The sequence below is a fragment of the Pseudomonas meliae genome, assembly GCF_001400515.1.
Classification (GTDB): Bacteria; Pseudomonadota; Gammaproteobacteria; order Pseudomonadales; family Pseudomonadaceae; genus Aquipseudomonas; species Aquipseudomonas amygdali.
The window spans coordinates 1-23,831 of sequence record NZ_LJQT01000368.1; the positions used below are offsets into that span (position 1 = coordinate 1).

18 protein-coding genes and 4 pseudogenes are annotated in these 23,831 nt (G+C 58.1%); 17 read left to right on the forward strand and 5 right to left on the reverse strand.

Annotated elements, in window-relative coordinates; translation table 11 throughout:
- Window positions 1-157: 157 nt before the first annotated feature.
- Together rhtA and ALO64_RS17500 are read left to right on the forward strand one after the other, a co-directional pair.
- The gene (rhtA, locus tag ALO64_RS17495) at window positions 158-1,045 is read left to right on the forward strand and encodes a threonine/homoserine exporter RhtA (protein WP_044343484.1); all 888 of its coding nucleotides are present in this window, start codon (window positions 158-160) and stop codon (window positions 1,043-1,045) included.
- A gap of 175 nt (window positions 1,046-1,220) precedes the next feature.
- Entirely contained in the window at window positions 1,221-1,535 is a 315-nt protein-coding gene (locus tag ALO64_RS17500; protein ID WP_044343483.1) for a hypothetical protein, read from the forward strand.
- A 25-nt stretch (window positions 1,536-1,560) separates the two neighbouring features.
- On the opposite strand, the gene ALO64_RS17505 is transcribed toward ALO64_RS17500, so the two are convergent.
- Complete coding sequence (locus ALO64_RS17505) at window positions 1,561-3,369, reverse strand: aminopeptidase P family protein (RefSeq protein ID WP_044343482.1); 1,809 nt, start codon at window positions 3,367-3,369, stop codon at window positions 1,561-1,563.
- A gap of 57 nt (window positions 3,370-3,426) precedes the next feature.
- A complete protein-coding gene (locus ALO64_RS17510; protein ID WP_044343481.1) occupies window positions 3,427-4,620 on the reverse strand; it encodes a cysteine desulfurase family protein in 1,194 nt (397 codons plus the stop codon).
- A gap of 586 nt (window positions 4,621-5,206) precedes the next feature.
- Here ALO64_RS17510 and ALO64_RS17515 point away from each other — a divergent pair.
- The 13 genes and pseudogenes from ALO64_RS17515 to ssuE all read left to right on the forward strand — a co-directional run bounded on the left by ALO64_RS17515 (window position 5,207) and on the right by ssuE (window position 20,224).
- Window positions 5,207-6,327 (forward strand): annotated as a pseudogene (locus tag ALO64_RS17515) (DegT/DnrJ/EryC1/StrS family aminotransferase).
- Window positions 6,328-6,332: 5 nt separating this feature from the next.
- The gene (locus ALO64_RS17520; RefSeq protein ID WP_044343497.1) at window positions 6,333-7,865 is read left to right on the forward strand and encodes a lipopolysaccharide biosynthesis protein; all 1,533 of its coding nucleotides are present in this window, start codon (window positions 6,333-6,335) and stop codon (window positions 7,863-7,865) included.
- Window positions 7,866-7,868: 3 nt separating this feature from the next.
- Complete coding sequence (locus ALO64_RS17525; RefSeq protein WP_005734341.1) at window positions 7,869-8,804, forward strand: glycosyltransferase family 2 protein; 936 nt, start codon at window positions 7,869-7,871, stop codon at window positions 8,802-8,804.
- Window positions 8,794-9,249, forward strand: coding sequence for a low molecular weight protein-tyrosine-phosphatase (locus ALO64_RS17530; protein ID WP_005734340.1), 456 nt, complete (start codon window positions 8,794-8,796; stop codon window positions 9,247-9,249). The genes ALO64_RS17525 and ALO64_RS17530 overlap by 11 nt, the downstream gene beginning before the upstream one ends.
- Window positions 9,246-11,437 (forward strand): annotated as a pseudogene (locus ALO64_RS17535) (polysaccharide biosynthesis tyrosine autokinase). The gene ALO64_RS17530 and the pseudogene ALO64_RS17535 overlap by 4 nt, the downstream one beginning before the upstream one ends.
- Window positions 11,438-11,490: 53 nt before the next feature.
- Window positions 11,491-12,003 (forward strand): transcription/translation regulatory transformer protein RfaH, encoded by a 513-nt coding sequence (rfaH, locus tag ALO64_RS17540; protein ID WP_044343479.1) that lies wholly within the window; start codon window positions 11,491-11,493, stop codon window positions 12,001-12,003.
- A gap of 85 nt (window positions 12,004-12,088) precedes the next feature.
- The gene (locus ALO64_RS17545; protein ID WP_044343478.1) at window positions 12,089-13,090 is read left to right on the forward strand and encodes a glycosyltransferase; all 1,002 of its coding nucleotides are present in this window, start codon (window positions 12,089-12,091) and stop codon (window positions 13,088-13,090) included.
- Window positions 13,087-14,302, forward strand: a pseudogene (locus tag ALO64_RS17550) (glycosyltransferase family 4 protein). Before ALO64_RS17545 ends, ALO64_RS17550 begins: the two are co-directional and overlap by 4 nt.
- A gap of 83 nt (window positions 14,303-14,385) precedes the next feature.
- Window positions 14,386-15,501, forward strand: a complete 1,116-nt coding sequence (locus tag ALO64_RS17555) for a glycosyltransferase family 4 protein (RefSeq protein WP_044343477.1) — start codon at window positions 14,386-14,388, stop codon at window positions 15,499-15,501.
- Window positions 15,502-15,574: 73 nt separating this feature from the next.
- A pseudogene (locus tag ALO64_RS17560) lies at window positions 15,575-16,800 on the forward strand (glycosyltransferase family 4 protein).
- A gap of 13 nt (window positions 16,801-16,813) precedes the next feature.
- Entirely contained in the window at window positions 16,814-18,223 is a 1,410-nt protein-coding gene (locus ALO64_RS17565; RefSeq protein WP_044343476.1) for an undecaprenyl-phosphate glucose phosphotransferase, read from the forward strand.
- 81 nt (window positions 18,224-18,304) lie between these two features.
- Window positions 18,305-19,393, forward strand: coding sequence for a polysaccharide biosynthesis/export family protein (locus tag ALO64_RS17570; protein ID WP_044343475.1), 1,089 nt, complete (start codon window positions 18,305-18,307; stop codon window positions 19,391-19,393).
- 249 nt (window positions 19,394-19,642) lie between these two features.
- The gene (ssuE, locus tag ALO64_RS17575) at window positions 19,643-20,224 is read left to right on the forward strand and encodes an NADPH-dependent FMN reductase (protein ID WP_044343474.1); all 582 of its coding nucleotides are present in this window, start codon (window positions 19,643-19,645) and stop codon (window positions 20,222-20,224) included.
- A 7-nt stretch (window positions 20,225-20,231) separates the two neighbouring features.
- On the opposite strand, the gene ALO64_RS17580 is transcribed toward ssuE, so the two are convergent.
- The 3 genes from ALO64_RS17580 to ALO64_RS17590 all read right to left on the reverse strand — a co-directional run bounded on the left by ALO64_RS17580 (window position 20,232) and on the right by ALO64_RS17590 (window position 22,225).
- The gene (locus ALO64_RS17580; protein ID WP_004661013.1) at window positions 20,232-20,840 is read right to left on the reverse strand and encodes a LysE family translocator; all 609 of its coding nucleotides are present in this window, start codon (window positions 20,838-20,840) and stop codon (window positions 20,232-20,234) included.
- 123 nt (window positions 20,841-20,963) lie between these two features.
- Window positions 20,964-21,245 (reverse strand): hypothetical protein, encoded by a 282-nt coding sequence (locus ALO64_RS17585; protein WP_044343473.1) that lies wholly within the window; start codon window positions 21,243-21,245, stop codon window positions 20,964-20,966.
- 89 nt (window positions 21,246-21,334) lie between these two features.
- Complete coding sequence (locus ALO64_RS17590; protein ID WP_044343471.1) at window positions 21,335-22,225, reverse strand: LysR family transcriptional regulator; 891 nt, start codon at window positions 22,223-22,225, stop codon at window positions 21,335-21,337.
- Between the two features lie 129 nt (window positions 22,226-22,354).
- On the opposite strand from ALO64_RS17590, the gene ALO64_RS17595 reads away from it, so the two are divergent.
- Entirely contained in the window at window positions 22,355-23,056 is a 702-nt protein-coding gene (locus tag ALO64_RS17595) for a CoA transferase subunit A (protein ID WP_044343470.1), read from the forward strand.
- Window positions 23,057-23,097: 41 nt separating this feature from the next.
- The gene (locus tag ALO64_RS17600) at window positions 23,098-23,754 is read left to right on the forward strand and encodes a CoA transferase subunit B (protein ID WP_044343469.1); all 657 of its coding nucleotides are present in this window, start codon (window positions 23,098-23,100) and stop codon (window positions 23,752-23,754) included.
- The last annotated feature ends 77 nt before the right edge of the window (window positions 23,755-23,831 follow it).

A 23,831-nucleotide genomic window follows, 5' to 3' on the forward strand; every position in this document is an offset into this window, starting at 1 on the left:
GTCAACCGTTAATTTCAAAATCACCGAAATTGCCCGTTTCGTGATTACCTATATAGAGGGAAAAGCAAAGATTGCGCAATATATTGCCCATGCATCGATTGTTTCGCATCATGTTCGATTATCAGTGCCCGGATCACACCCAGGATGTACAACCAAAATGTCTGAGAAACCCCACACTATAGCGTCCGCCCTTTTCCCCCTAGGGCTGCTGATGATCGCCATGATCTCCATTCAAAGCGGCGCGTCACTGGCAAAGAGTCTTTTCCCCGTAGTGGGCGCGCAAGGCACCACGACCTTGAGGCTGGTATTTGCGAGCCTTATCCTTATCGCCATCCTGCGCCCGTGGCGAGCGAATCTGACCGCAAAATCGCTACGCACTGTGGTGATCTACGGCATTGCGCTGGGCAGCATGAACCTCCTCTTCTATATGTCGTTGCAGACTGTACCTCTGGGAATCGCGGTCGCGCTGGAGTTCACCGGCCCACTGGCTGTAGCTCTGCTGTCTTCGCGCAAGCCCATCGATTTCCTATGGGTTTTTCTGGCAGTCATCGGTTTATTGCTGCTGATTCCTCTGGGGGCCTCGAACGAAGCGATTGATCTGGTCGGCGCTGCTTATGCTCTCGGGGCCGGGGTTTGCTGGGCCGCTTATATAGTGTTCGGGCATAAAGCAGGTGCAGACAACGGCGTACAGACCGCCGCGCTTGGCGTGATGATTGCCGCACTCTTCATCGGACCTGTCGGCGTGATACACGCAGGCTCTGCATTACTGGACATTTCACTGATACCGGCAGCACTGGGTGTCGCCATTCTGTCGACCGCCCTGCCCTACAGCCTGGAAATGATCGCCCTGACACGAATGTCGGCGCGCACATTCGGCACGCTGGCAAGTCTGGAACCTGTCTTCGCAGCGCTGTCAGGTCTGGTGTTTCTTCACGAGAGCCTTTCACTGACCCAATGGCTGGCAATTGGCGCAATCATCTTCGCGTCCATCGGCGCCACCCTTGGTTCTGCAAACACAAAACCTCAATTGGTCCCTGCCGACTGAACTGACCAAGCAGTCACAAGGTCAAGAAGCGACATGGCACTAGCATTTGTTGAGCGCATGCGCCATGTTTACGCCTGACCTACTCATGTTCGAGAGTTTTGCGTCACAGTTTTACCGACTCATGATCCAGTCAACCGGATGGATCGCGATCAGCAATGGCCCGCTAAGGAAAGGAATGAAATACATTTTTATCGTATTGACCATGTTGGCTGTGGCAGGTTGTGCAGCTACATCCAAACCCGTCAAGCAAAGCAAGCGCGGCATTCACATCAACTGCTCCGGCCTGACGTCTTCCTGGGCCAAATGCTATGAGCTTGCGACCAACGCCTGTGCGTCAAGGACGTTCAAGGTCATCGCAAAATCGGGCGATGCCACAGAAGAGCCGGAAGACTATCCGTTCGGCCTCAACCCCGCAGGCTATACCAGCCGCAGCATGATTATCGTCTGCAGAAAAAGCACACCACTGACGGATCCGTTACCGCAGGACTGAGCCTGCGGTAACGCGCTTCGAGATATCAGACAGCGACCGTGCGTGCCTGCAACCACAACAGCGCTGTACCCTGCAGTAGAGGGCTCAATCGCGCGAGAACGTGAGCGTGATAATCGTTCAGCCAGGTGCGCTCTTCCTCGTTCAACATCGAGACCTCGATGCAACGCGTATCGATCGGGCACAGTGTCAGGGTTTCAAAACGCAGGAACTCGCCGAACTCGGTAGTGCCCGCTTCCTGATTAATCACCAGGTTTTCGATGCGCACACCCCAGCGCCCGGGCCGGTAAGTACCAGGTTCAATAGACGTGATCATGCCTGGGAGCATTGCTGTCTGCGGCGTTGCAGGTGCCTGATAGGCAATAACTTGTGGCCCTTCGTGGACGTTCAGAAAATACCCGACACCATGCCCGGTGCCATGACCGTAGTTGACGCCTTCACTCCAGATTGGCGCTCGGGCAATGGCATCCAGCAACGGCGAAAGAATGCCCTTGGGAAAATGAGTGCGCGATAACGCGATAACGCCTTTGAGAACCCGAGTACAGTCGTGCTTCTGTTCGGCACTTGGCGTGCCGATCGCAACCATGCGCGTGATATCGGTGGTGCCGCCAAGGTATTGACCGCCCGAGTCGATCAACAGCAAGCCATCACCTTCGATCTGCGCATGCTCCGCTTCAGTCGCTCGGTAATGGGGCATAGCGCCGTTGGCATTGAAACCTGCAATGGTGGCGAAGCTGGGTGAAACATATCCCGGACGTCGCTCCCGTGCCTGAGTAAGCTTTTCATCAATCGTCACTTCGCTGATGGGCTCACGTCCCAGCGCGCTGTCCAGCCAGGCGAAGAACTCACAGAGTGCCGCACCATCCTGCTCCATTGCCTGACGGATATGACCGGCATCGGTCTCGGTTTTTTGCGACTTCAGCAGCGTACTCGGATTAAGCCCTTCGACCAGCGTGACTTCACTGTCCAGATAATCGAGCAAGCCGCAGGTAACACGCGCCGGATCAACCAGCAGTCGTGCGTCTTTCGGCAGCTCGCGCAAGGCTGCGCCAATCTGCGTGTATTCCATGAGATTGATGCCGTCGCGCTCCAGACGCGAGCGCACCGGGTCAGGCACTTTCCTTGAGTCCACGAACAGCGTGACGCTATGCGGGCCGATCAAGGCGAAGGCGATGAAAACCGGATTGTAGGAAACGTCAGCGCCACGCAGATTGAACAGCCAGGCTATGTCATCCAGTGTTGCGATGAAGTGCCAGTCAGCGTTTCGCTCGGCAACGATCTGGCGAACACGAGCCAGTTTTTCACCACGGTCCAGAGATGCCTGAGGAGGCAAGTGTTCGTAGATTGGGTGAGACGGCAAGGCGGGACGGTCCTGCCACAGCTCGGTGAGCAGATCGATATCCGTACGCAGGCGGGCACCGCGCGCGTAAAGCCTGCTTGCAAGAGTGCGCGAAGAGGCAACGGCCAGGACCGCCCCGTCAACGGCAACCACACTTTCGGCTTTGGCTTCGTCTGCCAGCCATTCAAGCGGACCCTGCTGGCCCGGCAACAGTTTCACCAGCTCGATACCGCTACCTGCCAGTTCCTTGGTTGCCTGCTCCCAATAGCGACTGTCAGCCCATATGCCTGCAAAGTCCTGGGTAATGATCAGTGTACCGACCGAGCCGTGAAAGCCCGACAGCCACTGGCGCCCCTGCCAATAGCCGGGCAGGTATTCGGAGAGGTGCGGATCCGCTGACGGCACCAGATAGGCATCGATGCGCTCCCTGCTCATCAAGACGCGGGTTTGCGCCAAACGTTCTGCCACTTCTGAACTGGCATTGGATTGCGTGCTCATTGACTCTCCTGCTGACCCGGAAATTGACTGCTTTCACCGGTTCAGATAATGGAGCACTCATCGAGACTGAGCAACCGCCCAAAACGCTGGCTGAATCAGACAGGCATGAATCGACTCGGCCGCACGCTCGATATCCTGATCACGCGTGAAGCGTCCCAGGCTCAGACGTATGGTCTGGCCGGCAGCCTGCGGGCTCAGCCCCAGAGCCAGCAGGACGTGTGAAGGCAGGTTCTTCGCCGAGTTACAGGCCGAGGTAGAAGAGAAGGCAAGTTTGTCACCCAGCGCTGCAACGTCGAGATCATTGTGGGTGAATGTAAAACTGAGGGTGTGGGCAATCCGCTGGGTGGGACTGCCGTTGATACACCCCCCCGGAATATCGGCCAGTCGCTCACAAAGAAGGCGATTGAGCCGCTGTATTTCAACAACTTCTTCTTCAAGCACTTCGGCCGCCAGGGCAAAGGCCGCACCCATCCCGGCAATCTGATGCGTCGCCAGGGTACCGGAGCGCAGCCCACATTCGTGCCCGCCCCCGTGAATCTGGGCGAGAACCCGTTGCTGCGCGCGCGGGCCGACATACAGCGCGCCAATCCCTTTGGGCCCATAGATTTTGTGTGCAGAAAGCGACATCAGGTCTACCGCGAGCTGACTCAAGTCAATCGGCAACTTGCCAGCGCCCTGCGCAGCGTCGACATGCAACAATGCGCCGTGAGCCCTTACCCGCCTGCCGATTTCCGCGATGTCGTTGACCGTACCCAATTCGTTGTTGACCAGCATCAGCGAGACCAGAAACGTATCATCGCGCAAAGCGGCACTGACCGCGTCGGCGCTGATCAGGCCATCGCTGTCCGGTGCCAGCCAGGTAACCTCGACGCCCTCTTCCTCAAGTTGCCGCGCAGTATCAAGGGTTGCCTTGTGTTCAATCTGGCTGGTGATGATATGGCCGGACCTGCCTCCGGCGAATGCTGCCTGCCTCTTCGCGCGTTCTTGAGCCACGCCCTTGAGCGCCAGATTGCTGGATTCGGTGGCACCGGAGGTCCAGATGATCTGCGAGGCCTGAGCACCTACCAGACGGGCAACCTGCTCACGGGCAATTTCTACCGCAACGCGGGCCTTTTGTCCGAATGAATGAGCGCTGGATGCAGGGTTGCCAAAATTGCCTGACACACCCAGACAATCGACCATGACCCTGATAACACGCTCGTCCACAGGCGTAGTGGCGGCGTAATCAAAATACAGCACTGGCTCTTTCATGTTCGTTCTCCTGCCTGCAGTCCATGAACACGATCATGCACCAAACCGAATAGAACCAAAAATTATTAATTGATATTTAAATAGATCAATTGGAAATATAAAGAGGCGCAGATTGTAAAATCCAGCGACTTTATTGACGTCTTGCAAAGCACGTTCAGCGTGTCATTTAAATACACCTGCAAGATGATATTTTTTTGACACCCTTATAAATCAGTTAGTTATGAAATCTGCTTCGCCGTTTATGAAAAATCTAACAGAAAGATGACGAAATAATTTGACAGATACCCTGCCGCGACCGATATATAGGGCCGTCAGGCGCATTCCATTGTCACGCACATGCCGCAGAGCATGGCGTTGGGATAATCAAGCCGAAGTTGACCGCTGTTCCGTCCCACGCTTTCAGTTATTTCCACGGTGCTCAGCAGGCGCCGGCGGATGTCTGTTGACTCTCCATTCTATTTTTTAAGTACTGAACACGTTCGGTGTGGCGGTAGCGTTGCCTGAAGCAATGCAGCGCCCGTACGCGAAAAAGATGTCTCGTCACTCAATCGGCAACACCCGGATTCAGAGAAACATGGAGGCTTCGATGATTAATGTGACCAAGACGTATCTAGGTGATATCGACCAGTTCAAACGCTACGTTGAAGGTATCTACGCCCGCGGCTGGCTGACCAATCACGGCCCGCTGGCCAAGGATCTGACGGACCGGCTCAAGGACTATCTAGGCGTCAAACACATTATTCTGACCAATAATGGCACCCTGGCCCTGCAGATTGCCTATCGGGCTCTGGGCTTGAGTGGCAGCGCTGTTACAACGCCATTCAGTTTCGTCGCCACCAGCAGCTCGCTGCAATGGGAAGGTATTCGCCCGGTCTTTGCCGATATTGATCCGGACACCTGGAATATCTCGCCACAGCACATCAAACGCAGCATCGCCGAAGACACTACGGCAATCGTGGGCACCCATGTGTTTGGCAATCCTTGCGACGTAGAAGCCATTCAGCAGATTGCCCGCGAACATAAGCTCAAGGTGATCTATGACGGCGCACATGCATTTGCCGTGCGTCATGCCGGCCAGTCGGTGCTCAATCATGGCGATATCAGCACCCTGAGCTTTCATGCCACCAAACTGTTCCACACGATTGAAGGCGGCGCGATCATCACCAACGATGACGAACTGGCCAGAAGCGCCCACCTGATGTGCAACTTTGGCATATCGGGAGTAGACCGAATCGACGGCATCGGCATCAATGCCAAGCTCAATGAATTCTCCGCAGCCATGGGGCTGTGCATTCTCGACAACATAGGCAACATCCTTGAAGAGCGCGCGCAAATCGCTCACCGCTATACGTCAGCGCTGGAAAGCTACCTGGATCTGCAAAAACCCCAGGCCGACAGCGAACTCAATAACAGCTATTACCCGGTGGCGCTGCGTAACGAGCAACAGCTGTTGACGGTGCGCACCGCGCTCAACCTGCGCAAGATCAACCCTCGCCACTATTTTTACCCCTCACTGACACCCTTGAATACCTGCAGCCACAGCCCGGCCAGCCTGTGTCCAGAGCATTGAGCGAACGAGTGCTGTGCCTGCCGATCTATCCCGGCCTGCTGAAAAGCGAGCAGGACCTGGTCATACGCACTCTGATCGAAACCTGTGCTGTGACAGATATGGACTACCCGGCTTGCTCCGCTGCCAGGGTCTGCTGACTATCATGCGTGACATAAGCCCGGTCCTTCGCGGCCGTTCGATCATTCGCAACACCGTCCTGAACTACAGCGGACAGGCCTATGTAATGTTGGTCGGGATTCTGATCATGCCGTTTTATCTGGGCCATCTGGGTGCCGAGGCCTACGGCTTGATCGGTTTCTTCACCCTGCTGCAAGCCTGGCTGCAACTGCTGGACGCGGGACTGTCTCCCAGCCTGGTGCGCGCAGTGGCACATCAGCAAGGCACTCCCGTGAGCGAGAAAAGCCTGGGCCGTCTACTGCGCTCATTCGAACTGATATTTCTACCGATCACGATGCTCTGCGGCCTGCTTGTCCATGTCGCCAGTCCCTGGATCGCAGCACAATGGTTGAACGCCAATACGCTGCAACCCGACACTCTGGCGCATTGCATCACCTTGATGGGCATCGTCATCGCCTTGCGCCTGTATTCGACACTCTATAAAAGCGCCATTCAGGGCCTTGAGCAGCATGCCTGGCTGAACGCTGCCAATGTGTCGATTGCAACGCTGCGCTACTTCGGCGGCTTGCTGCTGGTCAGTCAGTTCTCCCGAGACCCACAAGACTTTTTTGTATTTCAGCTCGTGGTCGGGCTGCTCGAAGCCCTGCTTTTTGCCAGCAAAGCCCGCAGGCAGATGCCTGCGCCGCGCTGGCTGACCGGCCTGGACTGGCAACTGATCAAGCCGCTGCTGCCCTTCGCCGCCAGTCTGTCGTTGAGCGCAGTGCTGTGGATTGTGCTGACTCAGGTGGACAAGGTGCTGCTGTCGAATCTGCTGCCACTGGACCAGTACGGCTACTTCTCACTGGTTGCGTTGATCGCCACGGGCATCGTGATGCTGAGCAACCCGCTGGTTCAGACGCTCTTGCCGCGCCTGACTGTGTTGGTGGCCGAAGGTAGGCGCGACGACATGCACACGTTGTTTCTGGCAGCCAATCGCCTTGCCTGTACCTTTCTGTTCCCTCTGGCAGGCGTAATTGCCCTGTATGCCGAGCCGCTGATTATCGCCTGGACGGGTGATGACGCCGCCGCGCGCTGGAGTGGACCGGTGCTGGGCTGGTACGCGCTGGGCAGCGCAATCATGGCCGCCAGTGCTTTTCAGTTCTACCTGCAATACGCCTATGGCCGAATGCACTTGCACCTGTGGTACAGCCTGATTTCGACACTGATCAGCGTGCCTGTAATGTTCGTGGCAATCCATTATCACGGCGTTTACGGCGCGGCGCTGGCGTGGTTTTTTCTGCGTGCGACGTCCTTCGCCATATGGCCCGTCATCGTCCATCAGCACTTGGCACCGGGTCTTCATCGGCAATGGTTGAGCGACATTCTGCGTATCAGTGCGATGACCGCTGCGGGCCTGGCGATCAGCGCGCCTGTGTTCCATCTGATTGCCGATGAAAGCCGTGGCAGCCTGCTGCTGGCGCTCGCCGCCAGCGGCCTTGTCACTCTGGCACTGGTGGCGGCAAGCCATGGGCCGCTAGCGTCAAAAATCTATGTTTTGTTCAGCAAACCGAGTACCTGAGCCATGGACGACACTGCAAAAAATACCGGCGAACCCTGCGTGGCATCGCCGTTGCTGAGCATCATATGCCCTGCCTACAACCAGGAGGCCTTCATTGCTCAGGCATTGGAAGGGTTTCTGTCACAGCAGACCGATTTCAGGTTTGAAATCCTGATCAACGACGATGCATCCACGGACAGCACTGCACGCATCATTGCGCACTACGCCGAGCGGTATCCGACGATCATTCGGCCCTTCTATCAACAGGTCAACCAGTACAGTCAGGGCGCACCTTGCGTTCCGGGCCTGTTCGCCGAAGCCCGCGGCCGTTATATCGCCTACTGCGAAGCCGACGATTACTGGACTGATCCGCGAAAGCTGCAGCTGCAAGTGGACTTTCTCGAGAGCCATGCCGATTACGTCATCACCTATCACGACGCGTTCGCCTTCGACGAATACGGCCAGTACGGCGTGCAACTGCAAGGCCTGTTGCGCAGCGATGCTACGGCGCTGGAGCTGCAACAGGCCAGACGCCTGTCGACGCTGACCGTCTGCTTTCGCAATGTGTTCAGCAAAATGCCGCCCGAATTGAGCATGTGCGGTGCACCGTTGAACGATATGTGCTGGTGGTCATTGCTGGGGGCCTACGGCAAAGGCAAGTTCATGGCGCAGATCAAGCCGGCTGCCTATCGGCTGCACCCCGGCGGCGTGTTTTCCATGCGCAGCGACAAACGCAAATTGCATATGAACCTGCAGACCTGTTCAAGCCTGGCCAACTATTACAATCGTCTGGGCAATCAGCCCCTGTACGAACACTTCCTGATGCAGACGGTGTGCCTCTCGCTGGCCGCGCTCGCGCCCCGCCACAAACTGCAGACGTTGTGGAAAGTGGCCGGCAATGTTGTCGTCAACCTGAGCAGACGCCTGTTCCAGACCAGTGGCAAAGCACATGTTCAGTAACGTACTGGTGTTGTGCGTCGGCAACATCTGCCGCAGCCCGATGGCCGTCGCGATACTGCATCAACGCCTGGAGGCCACGCAGGTGCGCGTTCAGTCAGCAGGCATCGCCGCGCTGTCAGGTTCGTCCATTGACCCGGCGGCTCGGCAGGTTCTGCAAACGCACCGGGTACAGCCGCAGCGCCATGCAGCTCGGCAGATGAGCCGTGAGCTGCTACGCCAGGCCGACCTGATTCTGCTGATGGAGCAGGCACATTTTGCCGACGTCCTCAAACTCGCACCCGAAGTACGCGGCAAAGCCTTTCTGATCGGTAAATGGCAGCACCCGCTCGACATCGCCGACCCTTACCGACGTCCCGCATCAGCCTTTGAACAGACCTACACGCAGCTCTCAAGCTGCATTGACGACTGGCTTCCTCATTTCAGTCAGGAGCAACAGGATAAATGACCGTCATGAACCGTCCTTCGCTGGATTTCCACCAGGACTCCCGGATTGATCTGGCAGCGGTCCTGCGCATGCTGTTCGATCACAAAGCGCTGATCCTGTGGACCGTCAGCCTGTTTTTTCTGATCGGTCTGGGCTATGCCATTCTGGCCACGCCGGTGTATCAGGCCACCGCCATGATCCAGATAGAGCCCCGAAAAATCGGCATCGAGGGCACCCCGGAGGTCAGCGCCAAGCCATTGTCAGTGTCGCAGAGCTGATCAAGTCGCGCGCATTGTTGGGCAAGGTCGTCGACGATCTGAAGCTCAATACGCTGCAGACACCTGATTTCTTTCCGGTAATCGGCCCTTACCTATACCGTACCTTCAAGCCAGTGCGCGACGGTGAATTGGCTAAGCCGTTATTCGGCCTGACGCAATACGCGTGGGGTGGCGAGAAAATCGAGGTATTCCAACTGGAGGTGCCGGAGCACCTGCTGGGAGAAAAACTCACCCTCACCGCAGGCAAGCCTGGCCAGTTCTCGCTCTACGACAACGAGCACAATCTGCTGCTTGGCGGCACCATCAACCGCATTGTCGAAGGCAACGGGGTGAAGATTCAGGTCGCTGCGCTGCGGGCACATCCCGGCACCGATTTCAGTGTCTCCAGACAGCGCACGCTCAGCACCGCGCTGGTTTATCAGAACCGGTTGAAAATCGCCGAAGCCGGCCGGGACTCGGGCATCATCTACCTGTCCATAGAGGACCAGGAAGCACAGCGGGCCAACCGGATTCTCGACGAAGTCAGCCATCTTTATGTACGCCAGAACGTGGAGCGCAGTTCGGCCGAGGCCGCGCAGCGGCTGCAGTTTCTACGCTCGCAGTTGCCTGCCGTGCGCAAACAGCTGGAGGACGCGGAGACTGCGCTGAACACCTTCCAGACCAGCGCCAGGTCGGTGGACCTGAGCATCGAAACCAAAGGCGTGCTTGATCAGGTGGTCAGCCTCGACTCGATGCTTTCCGAACTGAAACTCAGGCGCCTAGAGCTGGAACGGTTGTACACCCGTGAGCACCCGACCTATCGCAGCCTGATGAGCCAGATGAACCAGCTGGAACAACAGAAACAAGGCCTGTTGAAGAAAATCGACGCGCTGCCCATGACCCAGCAGGAGTTGCTGCGTCTGACCCGCGATATGCAGGTCATCAGCCAGACCTACACATTGATGCTCAACAAGAGCCAGGAACAGGACATTCTGCGCGCTGGCAGCATCGGCAATGTGCGGGTCATCGACAACGCCGACACCAATGTCGAGAAACCCGTCAAACCCATGAAGACGCTGATTGTGCTGATCGCCACGCTGATCGGCGCACTGGTCGCGATGACCATCGTATTTGTGCGCCAGGCGTTCTATCGGGGCATCGAGAGCGCCGAAGTCATCGAAAGTCTGGGCATGCCGGTCTACGCATCACTGCCCCATTCGCGTCAGCAGGAACGCCTGGAAAAGCGCGATCAGGACAGCAAGGATTCAAGACTGCTGAGCATTGCCGCACCCGGCGAGCTGGCCATCGAATCGCTGCGCAGCCTGCGTACCAGCTTGCACTTCGCCATGCTGGAGGCGCGCAACAACGTGCTGATGATATCGAGCCCGACACCAGGCGCCGGCAAATCGTTTGTATCGAGCAATCTGGCAACCATCATTGCCCAGACCGGCAGGCGGGTTCTGCTGATCGATGCCGATATGCGCAAAGGCTACCTGCATCGCCTCTTTGGCCTGCAGCCCAAACACGGTCTGTCCGACACGCTGGCCGCCCGTTTGCGGTGTACTGAAGTCATCCATCAGACGCGGGGCCGGCATCTGGATTTTATGTCCTGTGGTTTCGCGGCACCCAACCCCTCGGAACTGCTGATGCATGACAACTTCAACAAAATGCTGGCCGAATTGTCGCCGCTGTATGACCTGATCCTGATTGACACGCCACCCATCCTCGCTGTGACCGACGCGACGCTGGTGGGTCGCCAGGCAGGCACCTGTCTGCTGGTTGCTCGTTTCGGCATGACCACCGCCCAGGAAATCGAAGCCTGCAAGCGCCGCCTGGGCCAGAACGGAATTCTGATCAAGGGTGCCATTTTCAACGCGGTGGTGCGCAAGGCCACGACGTCCGATTACGACTACGCGGCCTATGGCTACAACTACCACCCTGCGCCCCGATAACCCGTATTGACGCCTGCCGTTCACTGAGCTGTTTCATTTAAAAGGAATTAATCATGGCCCTCTCCGCCCAGGAAGCTCGCTGGTATCTGATCCAGACCAAACCGCGTCAGGAAGCCCGCGCCGAAGAGCATTTGCGACGCCAGCATTTCCAGTGCTACCGACCGCTGCAGGTCGATGTGAAAAAAACCGCTGCCAGGGTTCAGGCCGACGAGCCTTTGTTTCCCGGTTACCTGTTCATTCAGATGGATCAGGTACAGGACAACTGGTACCCGATTCGCTCCACACGCGGCGTCTCGCGCATTGTGACGTTCGGCGGGCACCCGGTGCCGGTCCGCGATCATCTGATCGAGCAGATCCGCCAGCGACTCTCCACACCTGCGCCCAAAGCACGATTTATTCAAGGTGATTCGGTAATGATCACGACGGGCAGCTGGAGTGATGTGGAAGCCATCTTTCTGAGCGGAGACGGTACCGAGCGTGCGGTGATTCTGCTCAACATGCTGCAACGCCAGCAAAAAATGGTGTTGCCCATCAGCAGCCTGTCAAGGGTCGAAGCCCGCGCGTAAGGCCTGCCGCACCTGTAGGAAACTGCCCAAGGCGTGTGCCTGAAACATGCGTCTCAGCCTGCTTAACCAGCCCCGGAACCACACCATGCCCCACCAGACCACCCTGGTGACGCTCACCTATGGTGACCGTTTCAGCTATCTGCACACATTGATCAGCCGCTCGCTGGAGAGCCCGCTGATCGGTCGTGTGATCATTGTCAGCAACGCTTCCGTTGCACCATTGCAGGCGCTGTGCGATGAGTGGCCCGACCGGGTTCAGGTGCTCTGGCTGCCTGACAACACCGGCTCGGCCAACGGCTATTCGACAGGCATCAAGGCCGCGCTGGAAAGCGGCGACGATTACATCTGGTTGATGGACGACGATAACGCGCCGACCACCCATGCCATTGAGGTGTTACACCGGTCTCTTCATGAACGTGAAACGATCGACGGCAGGGACAATTGCGCAGTGCTCGGCTTTCGCCCCACGCATCAAGCGGACATCGCCGCGGGTGTACCGCTGCGTTACGCAATTCAGCGGCGCTCAAGCTTCTTCGGCTTTCACATCGCCCAGTTGCCATACAAGATCTGGCGACGCCTGCCCTTCGGAAAGCCCGGTGCCAGCGTGCCCATGCCGGAACGGGTGCAGCTCCCTTTCGCCACCTACGGGGGGTTACTGGCCCATCGCAGCCTGTACAAGAAGATCGGACTGCCACTGGACGCGCTCAAGCTGTACAGCGATGACACCGAATACACATGGCGCATTACCGACGGTGGCGGGAAGGTATTTCTGGTCCCCGAAGCGCTGCCGGAGGATCTCGAGGATTCATGGAACATCAAGGCGCGCACCCGCAACGTCCATGAAAGCTACTTGTCGGGCGGATCGGACCTGCGCGCTTATTACGCCGCGCGTAACCAGGCGTGGTTCGACAGGCATATCTGGGCGTCCTCCCCACTGCTCTATCAAGTCAATCGCCTGGTATTTCTCTGCCTGTTGAGCCTGTATGCCTGGCGCTATGACGCCGATGCGCGCCTGAACCTGCTCAACGACGCCATTCACGATGGGGAAGCCAGCGTGCTGGGCCTGAACAAGGCCTACCCGTTATGAAAATTCTGTTTATCAGCAGCCTTTATGCGCCCGATATCGGCGGCGGCGCAGAGATCATTCTGCAACGTACTGTCGAGGGCTTGCAGCAACGCGGGCACAGCGTCGCCGTGCTGACCACCACCGACCGGCCCGGTTTGCAGTTGGCAGAGGTCAATCGGGTCAAGGTCTATCGCGCAGGCCTGCTTAACCGGTACTGGCACTTCATGGCCCAGCGTCCGGGCCGTCTGGCGCGGCTTGCCTGGCACTGGCGTGATCGCTACAACGCCGGCATGCGCGAATACGTAGGGCGGGTGATGGAACTGGAGCAACCGGAGCTGGTGGTGTGCCATAACCTGACCGGCTGGTCGGTGTCGGCGTGGGACGAAATAACCGGGGCCAATCGCCCGATCGTGCAGGTCCTGCATGACTTTTACTTGCTCTGCCCGGCCAGCACCATGTTCAAGAAGGGTCATAACTGTCAGCGCCAATGCACGATGTGCACGCAGTTGCGCAGCAATCATGCACAGCAGTCAGAACAGGTCGACACGGTCGTGGGTGTCAGCCGCTTCATGCTCGACACCTTGCAGGCGCAGGGCTATTTCAACGGCGCGCGGGGTTACGTAGTGCATAACGCCAGCCCGTTCACTCCACCGATTTCCGGGCAGCCCAAGGCACCCGCCGATGAAGCACCGTTGCGCTTCGGTTACCTGGGCACGCTGTCCACAAACAAGGGGCTGGGATGGTTGATTGATCAGTTTCAGCATCTGCCGTTCAAAGCCACCCTGCAGATTGCCGGGCGTGGGCAGGCGTCTGATGAAAAGCACTTCAGGGCCATGGCCACATCACCGGACATCAGCTTTGTCGGCGTCCAGAAGCCCGAAGACTTCTACCGCCAGATCGACGTGGCAATCGTCCCCTCCCTGTGGAATGAGCCGTTCGGCATGGTGGCCGTCGAGGCCTGCGCACATGCTCTGCCAGTCATCGCCAGCCGCATGGGCGGGTTGACGGAAATCATTCAAGAACCGCTCAACGGCCTGCTGTGCAGCCCCGATGACCCGGACTCGTTGGGGATGGCAATGCTCAAACTGCACCAGCAACCCGAATTGCTTAAGCGCCTCGGCAGCCAGGCGCGCAACAGCGTCGCGTCGTTGATGAACCTGGATCTCACTGGACCAGTACGAAAGCATCTTTGCCCAGACCCTGCAGGACCGCCGCACATACGTCACACAGTGAAGGGGCGCAATCTGCCCCATCAAGCCCGTTCAAGGACAGGATCTGGCACCAGCCAGATCAACCTCATCAGCAGGATGCTCGAGATGATTGCCATCAATTCACGGTTCCTCACCCAGGATGTCAGTGGTGTACAGCGTTACGCAGAGCAGATGTGCAGAGCCCTGAAGCGGCTGCGCGACGATCTGGTATTCGTCGCTCCGCGCACCATCAGGCTGCATGACTGTGCCAGCGCACTGGAAGCCCAGTGCATCGGTCATTCCACCGGGCATATGTGGGAGCAGATCGACCTGCCGCTTCACTTGAAACGTCAGGGCAGCCCGCTGCTGATTTCAGTCAGCAACACAGGGCCAATGTTCTATGGCAACCAGATAGCGACTCACCACGACATCACCTATGTGCGCTATCCGCAAAGCTACACCCGGCTATTCCGCCTGGCCTATCGGACCATCACCCCGATTCTGCTGTCACACGCCAGAACGCTGATCACCGGCAGCAACTTCTCGCGAAGGGAAATAACCTCGTTCTATGGCTACGCCGAGGACAAGGTGCTGGTCGTGCCCGCTGCGGTCAGTGCCGAATTCACGCCGAGGCCGACACCTGTCGATCAGCCGAAATACCTGCTTGCAGTGTCCTCACCCGCCGTACACAAGAATTTCAACCGGATGATTCAGGCATTTCTGAGTTTGCGTGGCCACACCGACCTGCAACTGCATATTGTCGGCGCAGCCAGCGCATTGTTCGCCGACCCTGATCTGCAACACCTCGCCTGCCGTGACCCGCGCATCCGTTTTCTGGGGCGACTCAGCGATACCGAGCTGATCAGCCAATATCAGGGTGCCACAGCGTTCGTATTTCCCTCGCTTTACGAGGGGTTCGGCATTCCGCCGCTTGAAGCACAGGCCAGCGGTTGCCCGGTGCTGGCCGCCAATGCCGCTTCGATTCCCGAAGTCCTGCAAGGCAGCGCACTGTATTTCGACCCGCTGGACGTCAGCCACATGGCCGCAGCAATGCAGCGCGTGCTGGTGGATGCGCCATTACGCAATGCGCTGCGTGTTCAGGGATTGCATAACGTGCAGCGTTTTTCCTGGGACCTTTCCGCGCAGCGCCTTTCCCAACGTATCGATGCGCTGCTGGAGTCTGCTCCTGCGTCGCCAAGCAAGCAGCACGTCTTACCCGAGTCGTCCGCCGACAAACCCTGAACCCACAACAGTAACGCCAGGATGCGCCCTGTCGCATCCGCAGTAGCGCGGGCCATTACAGCAAGGAACGCCCATGAGAATTGCTATTGTCCACGACTGGCTGGTGAGTTACGCCGGTGCCGAGCGCGTGCTTCCCTGATAAACATCTGGCCCGATGCGGATCTTTTTGCAGTCATCGACTTTCTCAGCGATCAGGACCGCGCGCAGCTGCGCGGCAAGGTAGCCAGAACAACGTTCATCCAGAAGCTGCCCGGCGCGCGCAAACATTATTCACGCTACCTGCCGCTGATGCCGCTGGCCATCGAGCAGCTGGACCTCTCCGGCTACGACCTGATCATCAGCAGCAGCCACGCAGTGGCCAAGGGCGTGCTTTGCGGCCCGGACCAACTGCACATCAGCTATGTGCATTCGCCAATTCGCTACGCCTGGGACTTGCAGCACCAGTACTTGCAGGAATCAGGGCTGGGCAAGGGAATCAAGGGCAGTCTGGCGCGCCTGGTCCTGCATTACATGCGCCTGTGGGACCAACGTACGTCGACCGGTGTGGACGCATTCATTGCCAATTCGGGCTTTATCGGCGCACGCATCTCCAAGGCGTATCGACGTGACTCCACCGTCATCTATCCGCCAGTGGACACGCTCGGTTTCACCCCCCAAGGCGCGCGTGGGGACTTATACCTGTGTGCATCGCGGATGGTGCCCTACAAGCGCATGCCAATGATCGTCGAAGCCTTCGCCGCCATGCCGGACAAACGCCTGATCATGATCGGTGACGGACCGGACCTGGCCAAGGCGCAGGCCATTGCCAGGCAGGCGCCTAACGTAACACTGCTGGGTTTCCAGCCTGGCGCGGTAATGCTGGAACATATGCGCAGCGCCAAGGCGTTCGTCTTCGCCGCCGAGGAGGATTTCGGCATCAGCCCGGTTGAAGCCCAAGCCTGCGGCACGCCGGTAATCGCGTTCGGCAAGGGCGGCATCATGGAGACCGTGCACGGCCTGGATCAACCGCAACCGACCGGCGTGCTCTACCGGCAGCAAACTGTGGCAGCGCTGAGCGCCGCCATCGGCGAGTTTGAAGCTGCGCAATCACGCATCTCGCCGCAGGCCTGCCGGGCCAACGCCGAACGGTTTTCGGTGGCGCGTTTCGAGCAGGAGATCAAAGCCTTCGTCGAGAACCGTCTGGCCACCTCGCATCTTGTGCATCTGGCTCGCCTGCCCCACCCGCACCGCGTCGCTCAACCAGCGCCGGTCTCGGGCAGCGAACTGCCAGGCCGTGTCGTCCCCATAAAAACCGTCTGAGCGAGCCCCTCCAATGCGCACTTCCGTCCGCGGCATTCTGCATGCCCATCAGTCAGCGCTGTCGCTCGCCCATCGTCTGCTGGACCTGATCATCATCGTGTTGATCGGTTACTGGCAAACCGGGCTGCAGGTCAGCGACAGCACCGAGGCCTGGTCGCACATTATCCTCGCGGTACTGGTATTTCACTGGGTCAGCGAATATCACCAGCTATATGGCTCATGGCGTGGCGAGCGCATCCTGCGCGAACTGACCAAGGTCTTCAGTTACTGGGCGATGACCTTCATTACCCTGCTGTCACTGAACAGCCTGCTGCTCAACCAGACGCAATTGCCCGATAACGGCCAGATGAGCTGGTTCGCCCTGACGCTTGCGGTGCTGTGCGGCTATCGACTGCTGATCCGCCTGGCCCTGCACACTCTGCGTCGGCACGGCTTCAATACGCGCCGGGTGGCAATTGTCGGGACCGGTCAGGTCGGCGAGCGACTGGCCCGCTCTATCTCCCTCGCGCCGTGGATGGGACTGAACCTGCTGGGGTTTTACGACTCGCACCCGCAGCAGATGAATCTGCAGGCTGAAAAACGTCGTCTGCCAGTGCTGGGTGATCTGGACCAGTTGATAGAGGATGCCCGTGCAGGCCGTTTAGACAAGGTGTACATCACCCTCGCGTTCAGCGCCGAGCCGCAATTGCGCGAGCTGATTACCGGTTTGAGCGACACCACCGCCTCGGTGTACCTGATTCCCGACGTGTTCATGTTTGACCTGCTGCATGCCCGCAGTGAAAGCATCAATGGCCTGGCCAGTATCAGCATTTTCGATTCGCCTATGGACGGTGCCTGGAGCCTGGTAAAGCGCGCCGAAGACATCGTCCTGTCCAGTCTGATTCTGCTGCTGATCGCCCTGCCACTGCTGGCCATCGCGGCGGCCATCAAGCTCACCTCTGCGGGCCCGGTGCTGTTTCGCCAGCGCCGCTACGGACTGGACGGCCGTTCGATCATGGTCTGGAAATTTCGCAGCATGAACGTTCAGGAAAACGCCGATGTGGTGCTTCAGGCAACGCGCAATGACGCGCGGGTAACGCCGCTGGGAGCATTTTTGCGGCGCACTTCGCTGGATGAACTGCCGCAGTTTTTCAATGTGCTGCACGGCGATATGTCCATCGTCGGCCCGCGCCCTCACGCCATCGCCCATAACGAGCAGTACCGCAAGCAGGTCAGCGGCTACATGTTGCGCCACAAGGTCAAACCCGGCATCACCGGCTGGGCGCAGATCAATGGCTGGCGCGGTGAAACCGACACACTCGACAAGATGCGCATGCGCGTGGAATTCGACCTGGAATACATCGAGCACTGGTCGATCTGGCTCGACCTCAAAATCATTCTGCTGACGCTGTTCAAAGGCTTCGTCAACAAGAACGCCTTCTGACGCTTCCCCTGAGTGAACGAACGCGCCGAAATTCGTCGGTACGCCGAAAGAAAGGAGCAATGCCATGAAAGGAAAAACGCAATGAATCCAAGGTTAGTTGCTTTACTGCTCACCAGCCTGGCGCTGCAAGGCTGCGCATTCGCCCCGGGGCAGCACATGACCCCGGACGACGTTACCACCGTTAAAACAGACGAACCCCGGGCGCAACTGGTCGAGGTCACACCGAAAAGTCTTCAGCAACAGCAACAACGCGCCACCGCAGATGCCAAGGCACTGCCGCAGGCGCTGCTTGACTACAAGACTCCGGAATACGTGATTGGCGCTGGCGATACCTTGCTGGTCACCGTGTTCGAACACCCGGAACTGACCGCGCCAGGCTCGCAAGACCAGCTGGATGCCAACACCCGGGAAGTGCTGAACGATGGCACGCTCTACTTCCCCTACGTCGGACGAATCCGCGCGAGCGGTAGAACGTTGAGCGAGGTGCGCGAGCAGTTGCGCATGGGGCTGGCGCCGCAATACACCGAGGTCAAGGTCGACGTCAAAGTGCTGCGCTACAACAGTCAGCGAATACTCCTGTCCGGCTCCTTCAAAGTGCCCGGCCCGCAACCCATTACCAACATTCCGTTGAGCCTGGTGCAGGCCGTGAGCGTCGCGGGCGTCGACCTGACCGATGCCAACCTCGCCGGTCTGACCCTGCGCCGCGATGGCCGCGATTACTTGATCGACATCGACTCGCTGAACCGCAAAGACTCGCAACTGAGCAGAATCTTCCTGAAGGATGGCGATTACCTCCACTTGAACAGCAATTCGCGAAACAAGATCTACGTGCTGGGCGAAGTACGTAACCCGCAAGTGATCTCCTTCGGCACCACCCGCCTGACGTTGCTGGAGGCGCTGGGCAACTCCGGCGGCCTCAGCCCGGACAGCGCAGATGGCGATGCGGTGTATGTGATACGCGGTGCGGAAAACTTTGCCGAAGCGACGTCTACCGTTTACCACCTCAATGCCAGGAAGCCCACCGCCTATCTGCTGGCGGGGCAGTTCGAGCTCAAGGCGCAGGACGTGGTATTTGTCGGCACGGCCGATATCACCCGCTGGAGCCGATTCATCAGCCAGTTGCTCGGTTCGGCCAGTGTGGTGCAGACCGGCGCAGCGTTCCGCAACTGACTCTGAAGAAGCTTTGAAAATCTTCCTGGAAGCAGTTTTGCGGGATTTTTTTTGGCCCGCCGAACAACGCAAAACTGTTGCCTGAGCAACAGTGGTTCAACAGTTGGCTGGCTTTTTGTCAGCATGACAACGCCGCACCATCGGTATGAAAAGCGCGCAAACCCAATGTCTGCGAGTCATCGCCGGACCTTGCGAAGGCTGGCACACAAGCTGCTTTACAGACACACGCTTATCGCAAGGAAATCCCATATGCTCGTTGTTTCACTTTCCGGCAGCCCTTCGCCCAAATCCCGTTCCGGCGTAGTGCTGGCTCATGCCAGCCGCTGGTTACAAAGCCGCGGGGTTGAAGTCACCACGCTGCGCATACGCGACTTCAATGCCGAGGACCTGCTTTTTGCCCGCTTCGACAGCCCACAAGTGCTGGAATTTATCGAAGCGGTCAGGCAAGCAGATGGCCTGCTGATTGGTACGCCGGTCTACAAGGCGTCATTTTCAGGCGCACTGAAAACCCTGCTCGACTTACTGCCCGAGCGCGCACTGCATGGCAAAGTGGTCTTGCCGCTGGCCACCGGCGCCAGTATCGCGCACATGTTGGCCGTGGATTACGCGCTCAAACCGGTACTGTCGGCGCTCAAATCGCAGGAAGTGCTACACGGCATCTTCGCCATCGATACCCAGATCAGCTACGACGACAACGAAGAAGGCGGCACCCTGGACGAAATCCTCACCGAGCGCCTGCATGAGGGGCTGGAGCACTTCCATCACGGCCTGCAACGTCGTTTGCAAGCACTTCACAAGCAGGCCGGCGGGCATTTGCAACTGGCTTTATAGCCCGGCATCAATGCTCGACAAACAGCGGATACAACGAGGCCACCAACAGCACGGCCATCACGCCGTTGAAGATGCGCAACCCCAGCGGGTCACGCAGAACATTGCGCAACAAACTGCCAAAGCCTGCCCAGATGCCGACACTGGGCAGGTTGATCAGCGCAAACACCGCCGAGATCACCACCACATTGTAGAAATAGCCCTGCATCGGCGTGTAGGTGCTAATGGCACCAATCGCCATGATCCAGGCCTTGGGGTTGACCCATTGAAACAGCGCTGCACTCATGAAACTCAGCGGCTTGCCCTGACTGTCGACGTTATCGGAGGCAGGACCTGACGTGGCGATTTTCCACGCCAGGTACAACAGATAAGCGGCGCCGACATAGCGCAGGATGGTGTAGAGAAGCGGCCATGCCTTGAACACGCTACCCAGCCCGAAACCGACGGCCAGCACCAGGACAAAAAAACCGATGCTGATACCCAGCATGTGCGGCAACGTACGGCTGAAACCGAAATTGACGCCCGAGGCCAGCAGCATCATGTTATTCGGGCCGGGGGTAATAGAGGTGACGAACGCGAAGAGTGTGAAGGCAAGAAGCAAATCGAAAGAGAGCACCATACAGCTTGTCCGGATCAGTGGGTCAGGCACTTACCCTATAGAAGGCGCTGCAAGAAACACACGGACAGTTGACCGGTAATTATTACCGTACAGTTTGATAAAAAACTCTTTTAAAGCGGACTGTTAACCTTGTGGCTGCTGGCCAGTCACATTCAGGTCAACGCTTGCTTCGCCTTTATCATCGAATTCGCGCGCCTGCTGTGCCTGCGGATCAGCCATCAATTGCGCCTTGCGTGCCTGGTATTCATCAAACGACAGGCCGCGCCGGTTAAGGTCTTCAAGCGCCAGTTGATGGCTTTCTTCGGCGCTGAAGGGACGCTGCTCCACAGCATTGTGGGTGGAGCAGCCGGAGAGCAATGCAACGGTGAATGTGAGGACAAGCGCAAGGGCAAGCATACGGTTCATCTGGGGCCTCCGGGGCAGGCTTCATTTCAAGAATGACGCAAGGTTACGCCCGCCCCCGACGCAGCAAAAATCATCCGCCGTGATAGTCGCTATCGACTGTTGCGAGCATCCTCGATCAATACCTCGCGCAACGCCTGAGCCGCAGCGGAAAGCTTGTGATCGGCCAGCATCATCAGGCCGATACGACGCTCGATACGCGGTCCTACCAGCGCGATGCAGCAAGCACCCAGTTCCTGCATCTGACCGATGCACAGCGACGGCACCGCGCTGACACCCAGGCCATTGGCAACCATGCGCCCGATGGTGGACAGCTGATGGCTTTCAAACGCCACTGCCAGTTTGCCGTGCATCGGCTCGATGGCCTGCTCCAGTAGCAAACGCACAGCCGAAGGCCTTTGCAGGGCAATGAAGTCTTCGCCCAACAGCTCGGCCCAGGACACTTCGCCAAGCCCGGCCAGCGGCGAATCCTTCGAGACCACAGCCACGAAGCGATCCATATAAAACGGAGTGAACAACAAAGCGCTGTTCGACTCGGGCTCAAAGCCGATGCCCAGCTCGACACGGCAGTGACGCACCATCTCCAGCACCTGCTCATTGATCACGTCATGCACCGCGACATTGACCCGTGGGTAGCGCCCGCGAAACACCTTCAGCGCTGCCGGCAATCGATTGCCGGCAAATGAAGGCATGGCGGCGACCGAAACCCGGCCCGTCTGCAAGGTAAACCGCTGTCGCAGCAGCTCTTCGGTGTTGTCCCAGTCAGCCAGCAACTGGCGCGCCAGCGGCAACAGGGTTTCGCCCTCGGGTGTCAGGCCGACGTTACGTGTAGTGCGTGTCAGCAATTGCCCGCCAAGGTCCTCCTCAAGGCTCTTGACGGTCAGGCTCAACGCCGGTTGCGAGATGTTCAGTCGTTCCCCGGCCTGGGCGAAGCTCAGGTACTGCGCCACTGCCAGAAAAGCCCGAAGCTGCTTGACGTTCATATATTTGTTTTTCTTATCAATTGATCAGAAAAACAAAATTAACAAATCAGTCGCTGCGAGAGAAGATGCAAGTCACCCGATCCTCCGACAGTGCGACTGTCGATCAACAACTATTAAAGGCGGATCATCATGGCTGGACTCAATAAACGAGTAATGACCTACGAAGAAGCCCTTGCCGGGCTGACCGACGACATGACGGTACTCTGCGGCGGCTTCGGTCTGTGCGGCATTCCGGAAAACCTCATCGCGCAGATCAAGCGTATGGGCATCAAGGGCCTTACCGTCGTTTCCAACAACTGTGGCGTTGACGGCTTCGGCCTGGGCATCCTGCTTGAGGACCGGCAGATCCGGAAAATGATTTCGTCCTACGTGGGCGAAAACGCCTTGTTCGAAAAGCAGTTGCTCAGCGGCGAGCTGGAAGTCGAACTCACCCCGCAAGGCACCCTGGCAGAAAAACTGCGCGCAGGCGGCGCGGGCATCCCTGCGTTCTACACCGCGACCGGTTATGGCACGCCAGTGGCTGAAGGCAAGGAAACCCGGCAGTTCAATGGCCGCAATGTGATCCTGGAAGAGGCCATCACCGGCGACTTCGCCTTGGTCAAGGGCTGGAAAGCCGACCACTTCGGCAACGTGATCTATCGTCACACCGCGCAGAACTTCAACCCGGTAGTAGCCGCTGCTGGACGAATCACGGTGGTTGAGGTCGAGGAAATCGTCGAGCCAGGTGTGCTTTTGCCGACGCAGATCCATACGCCTGGCATTTACGTCGACCGTGTGATTCAGGGCACGTTCGAAAAGCGCATTGAACAGCGCACCGTCAGAAAACCCTGACAGAGCAGCTCGGCCATACAACAACAAAGAGATTTCAGACCATGGCACTTTCTCGCGAACAAATGGCTCAACGCGTCGCCCGTGAACTCAAGGACGGTTATTACGTAAACCTGGGCATTGGCATTCCGACCCTGGTGGCCAACTACGTACCGGACGACATCGACGTCATGTTGCAGTCGGAAAACGGTCTGCTGGGCATGGGCGCATTTCCGACCGAAGACACCATAGACGCTGACATGATCAATGCCGGCAAACAGACGGTTACGGCGCGTATCGGTGCGTCGATTTTCTCGTCGGTCGAATCCTTCGCCATGATCCGCGGCGGTCATGTAGACCTGACAGTGCTCGGCGCTTTCGAGGTGGATGTCGAGGGCAATATCGCGTCGTGGATGATCCCCGGCAAGCTGGTCAAAGGCATGGGCGGAGCGATGGACCTGGTGGCAGGTGCCGACAACATCATCGTGACCATGACCCATGCCTCGAAAGATGGCGAATCCAAACTGCTGCCCCGCTGCAGCCTGCCGCTGACCGGCGCGGCCTGCATCCGCAAGGTTCTGACTGACCTGGCGTATCTGGAAATCGACAACGGTGCCTTCATCCTCCGCGAACGTGCGCCGGGGGTCAGCGTGGAAGAAATCGTGGCAAAAACCGCGGGCAGGCTGATTGTGCCGGATGATGTGATCGAGATGAGTTTCTGAACGCGGGCATCTTCGAGCAGGATGGATACATCTCTGTGGGAGATTCTATGATTTCGTTTTGCTGCCGGTTCCCGGCA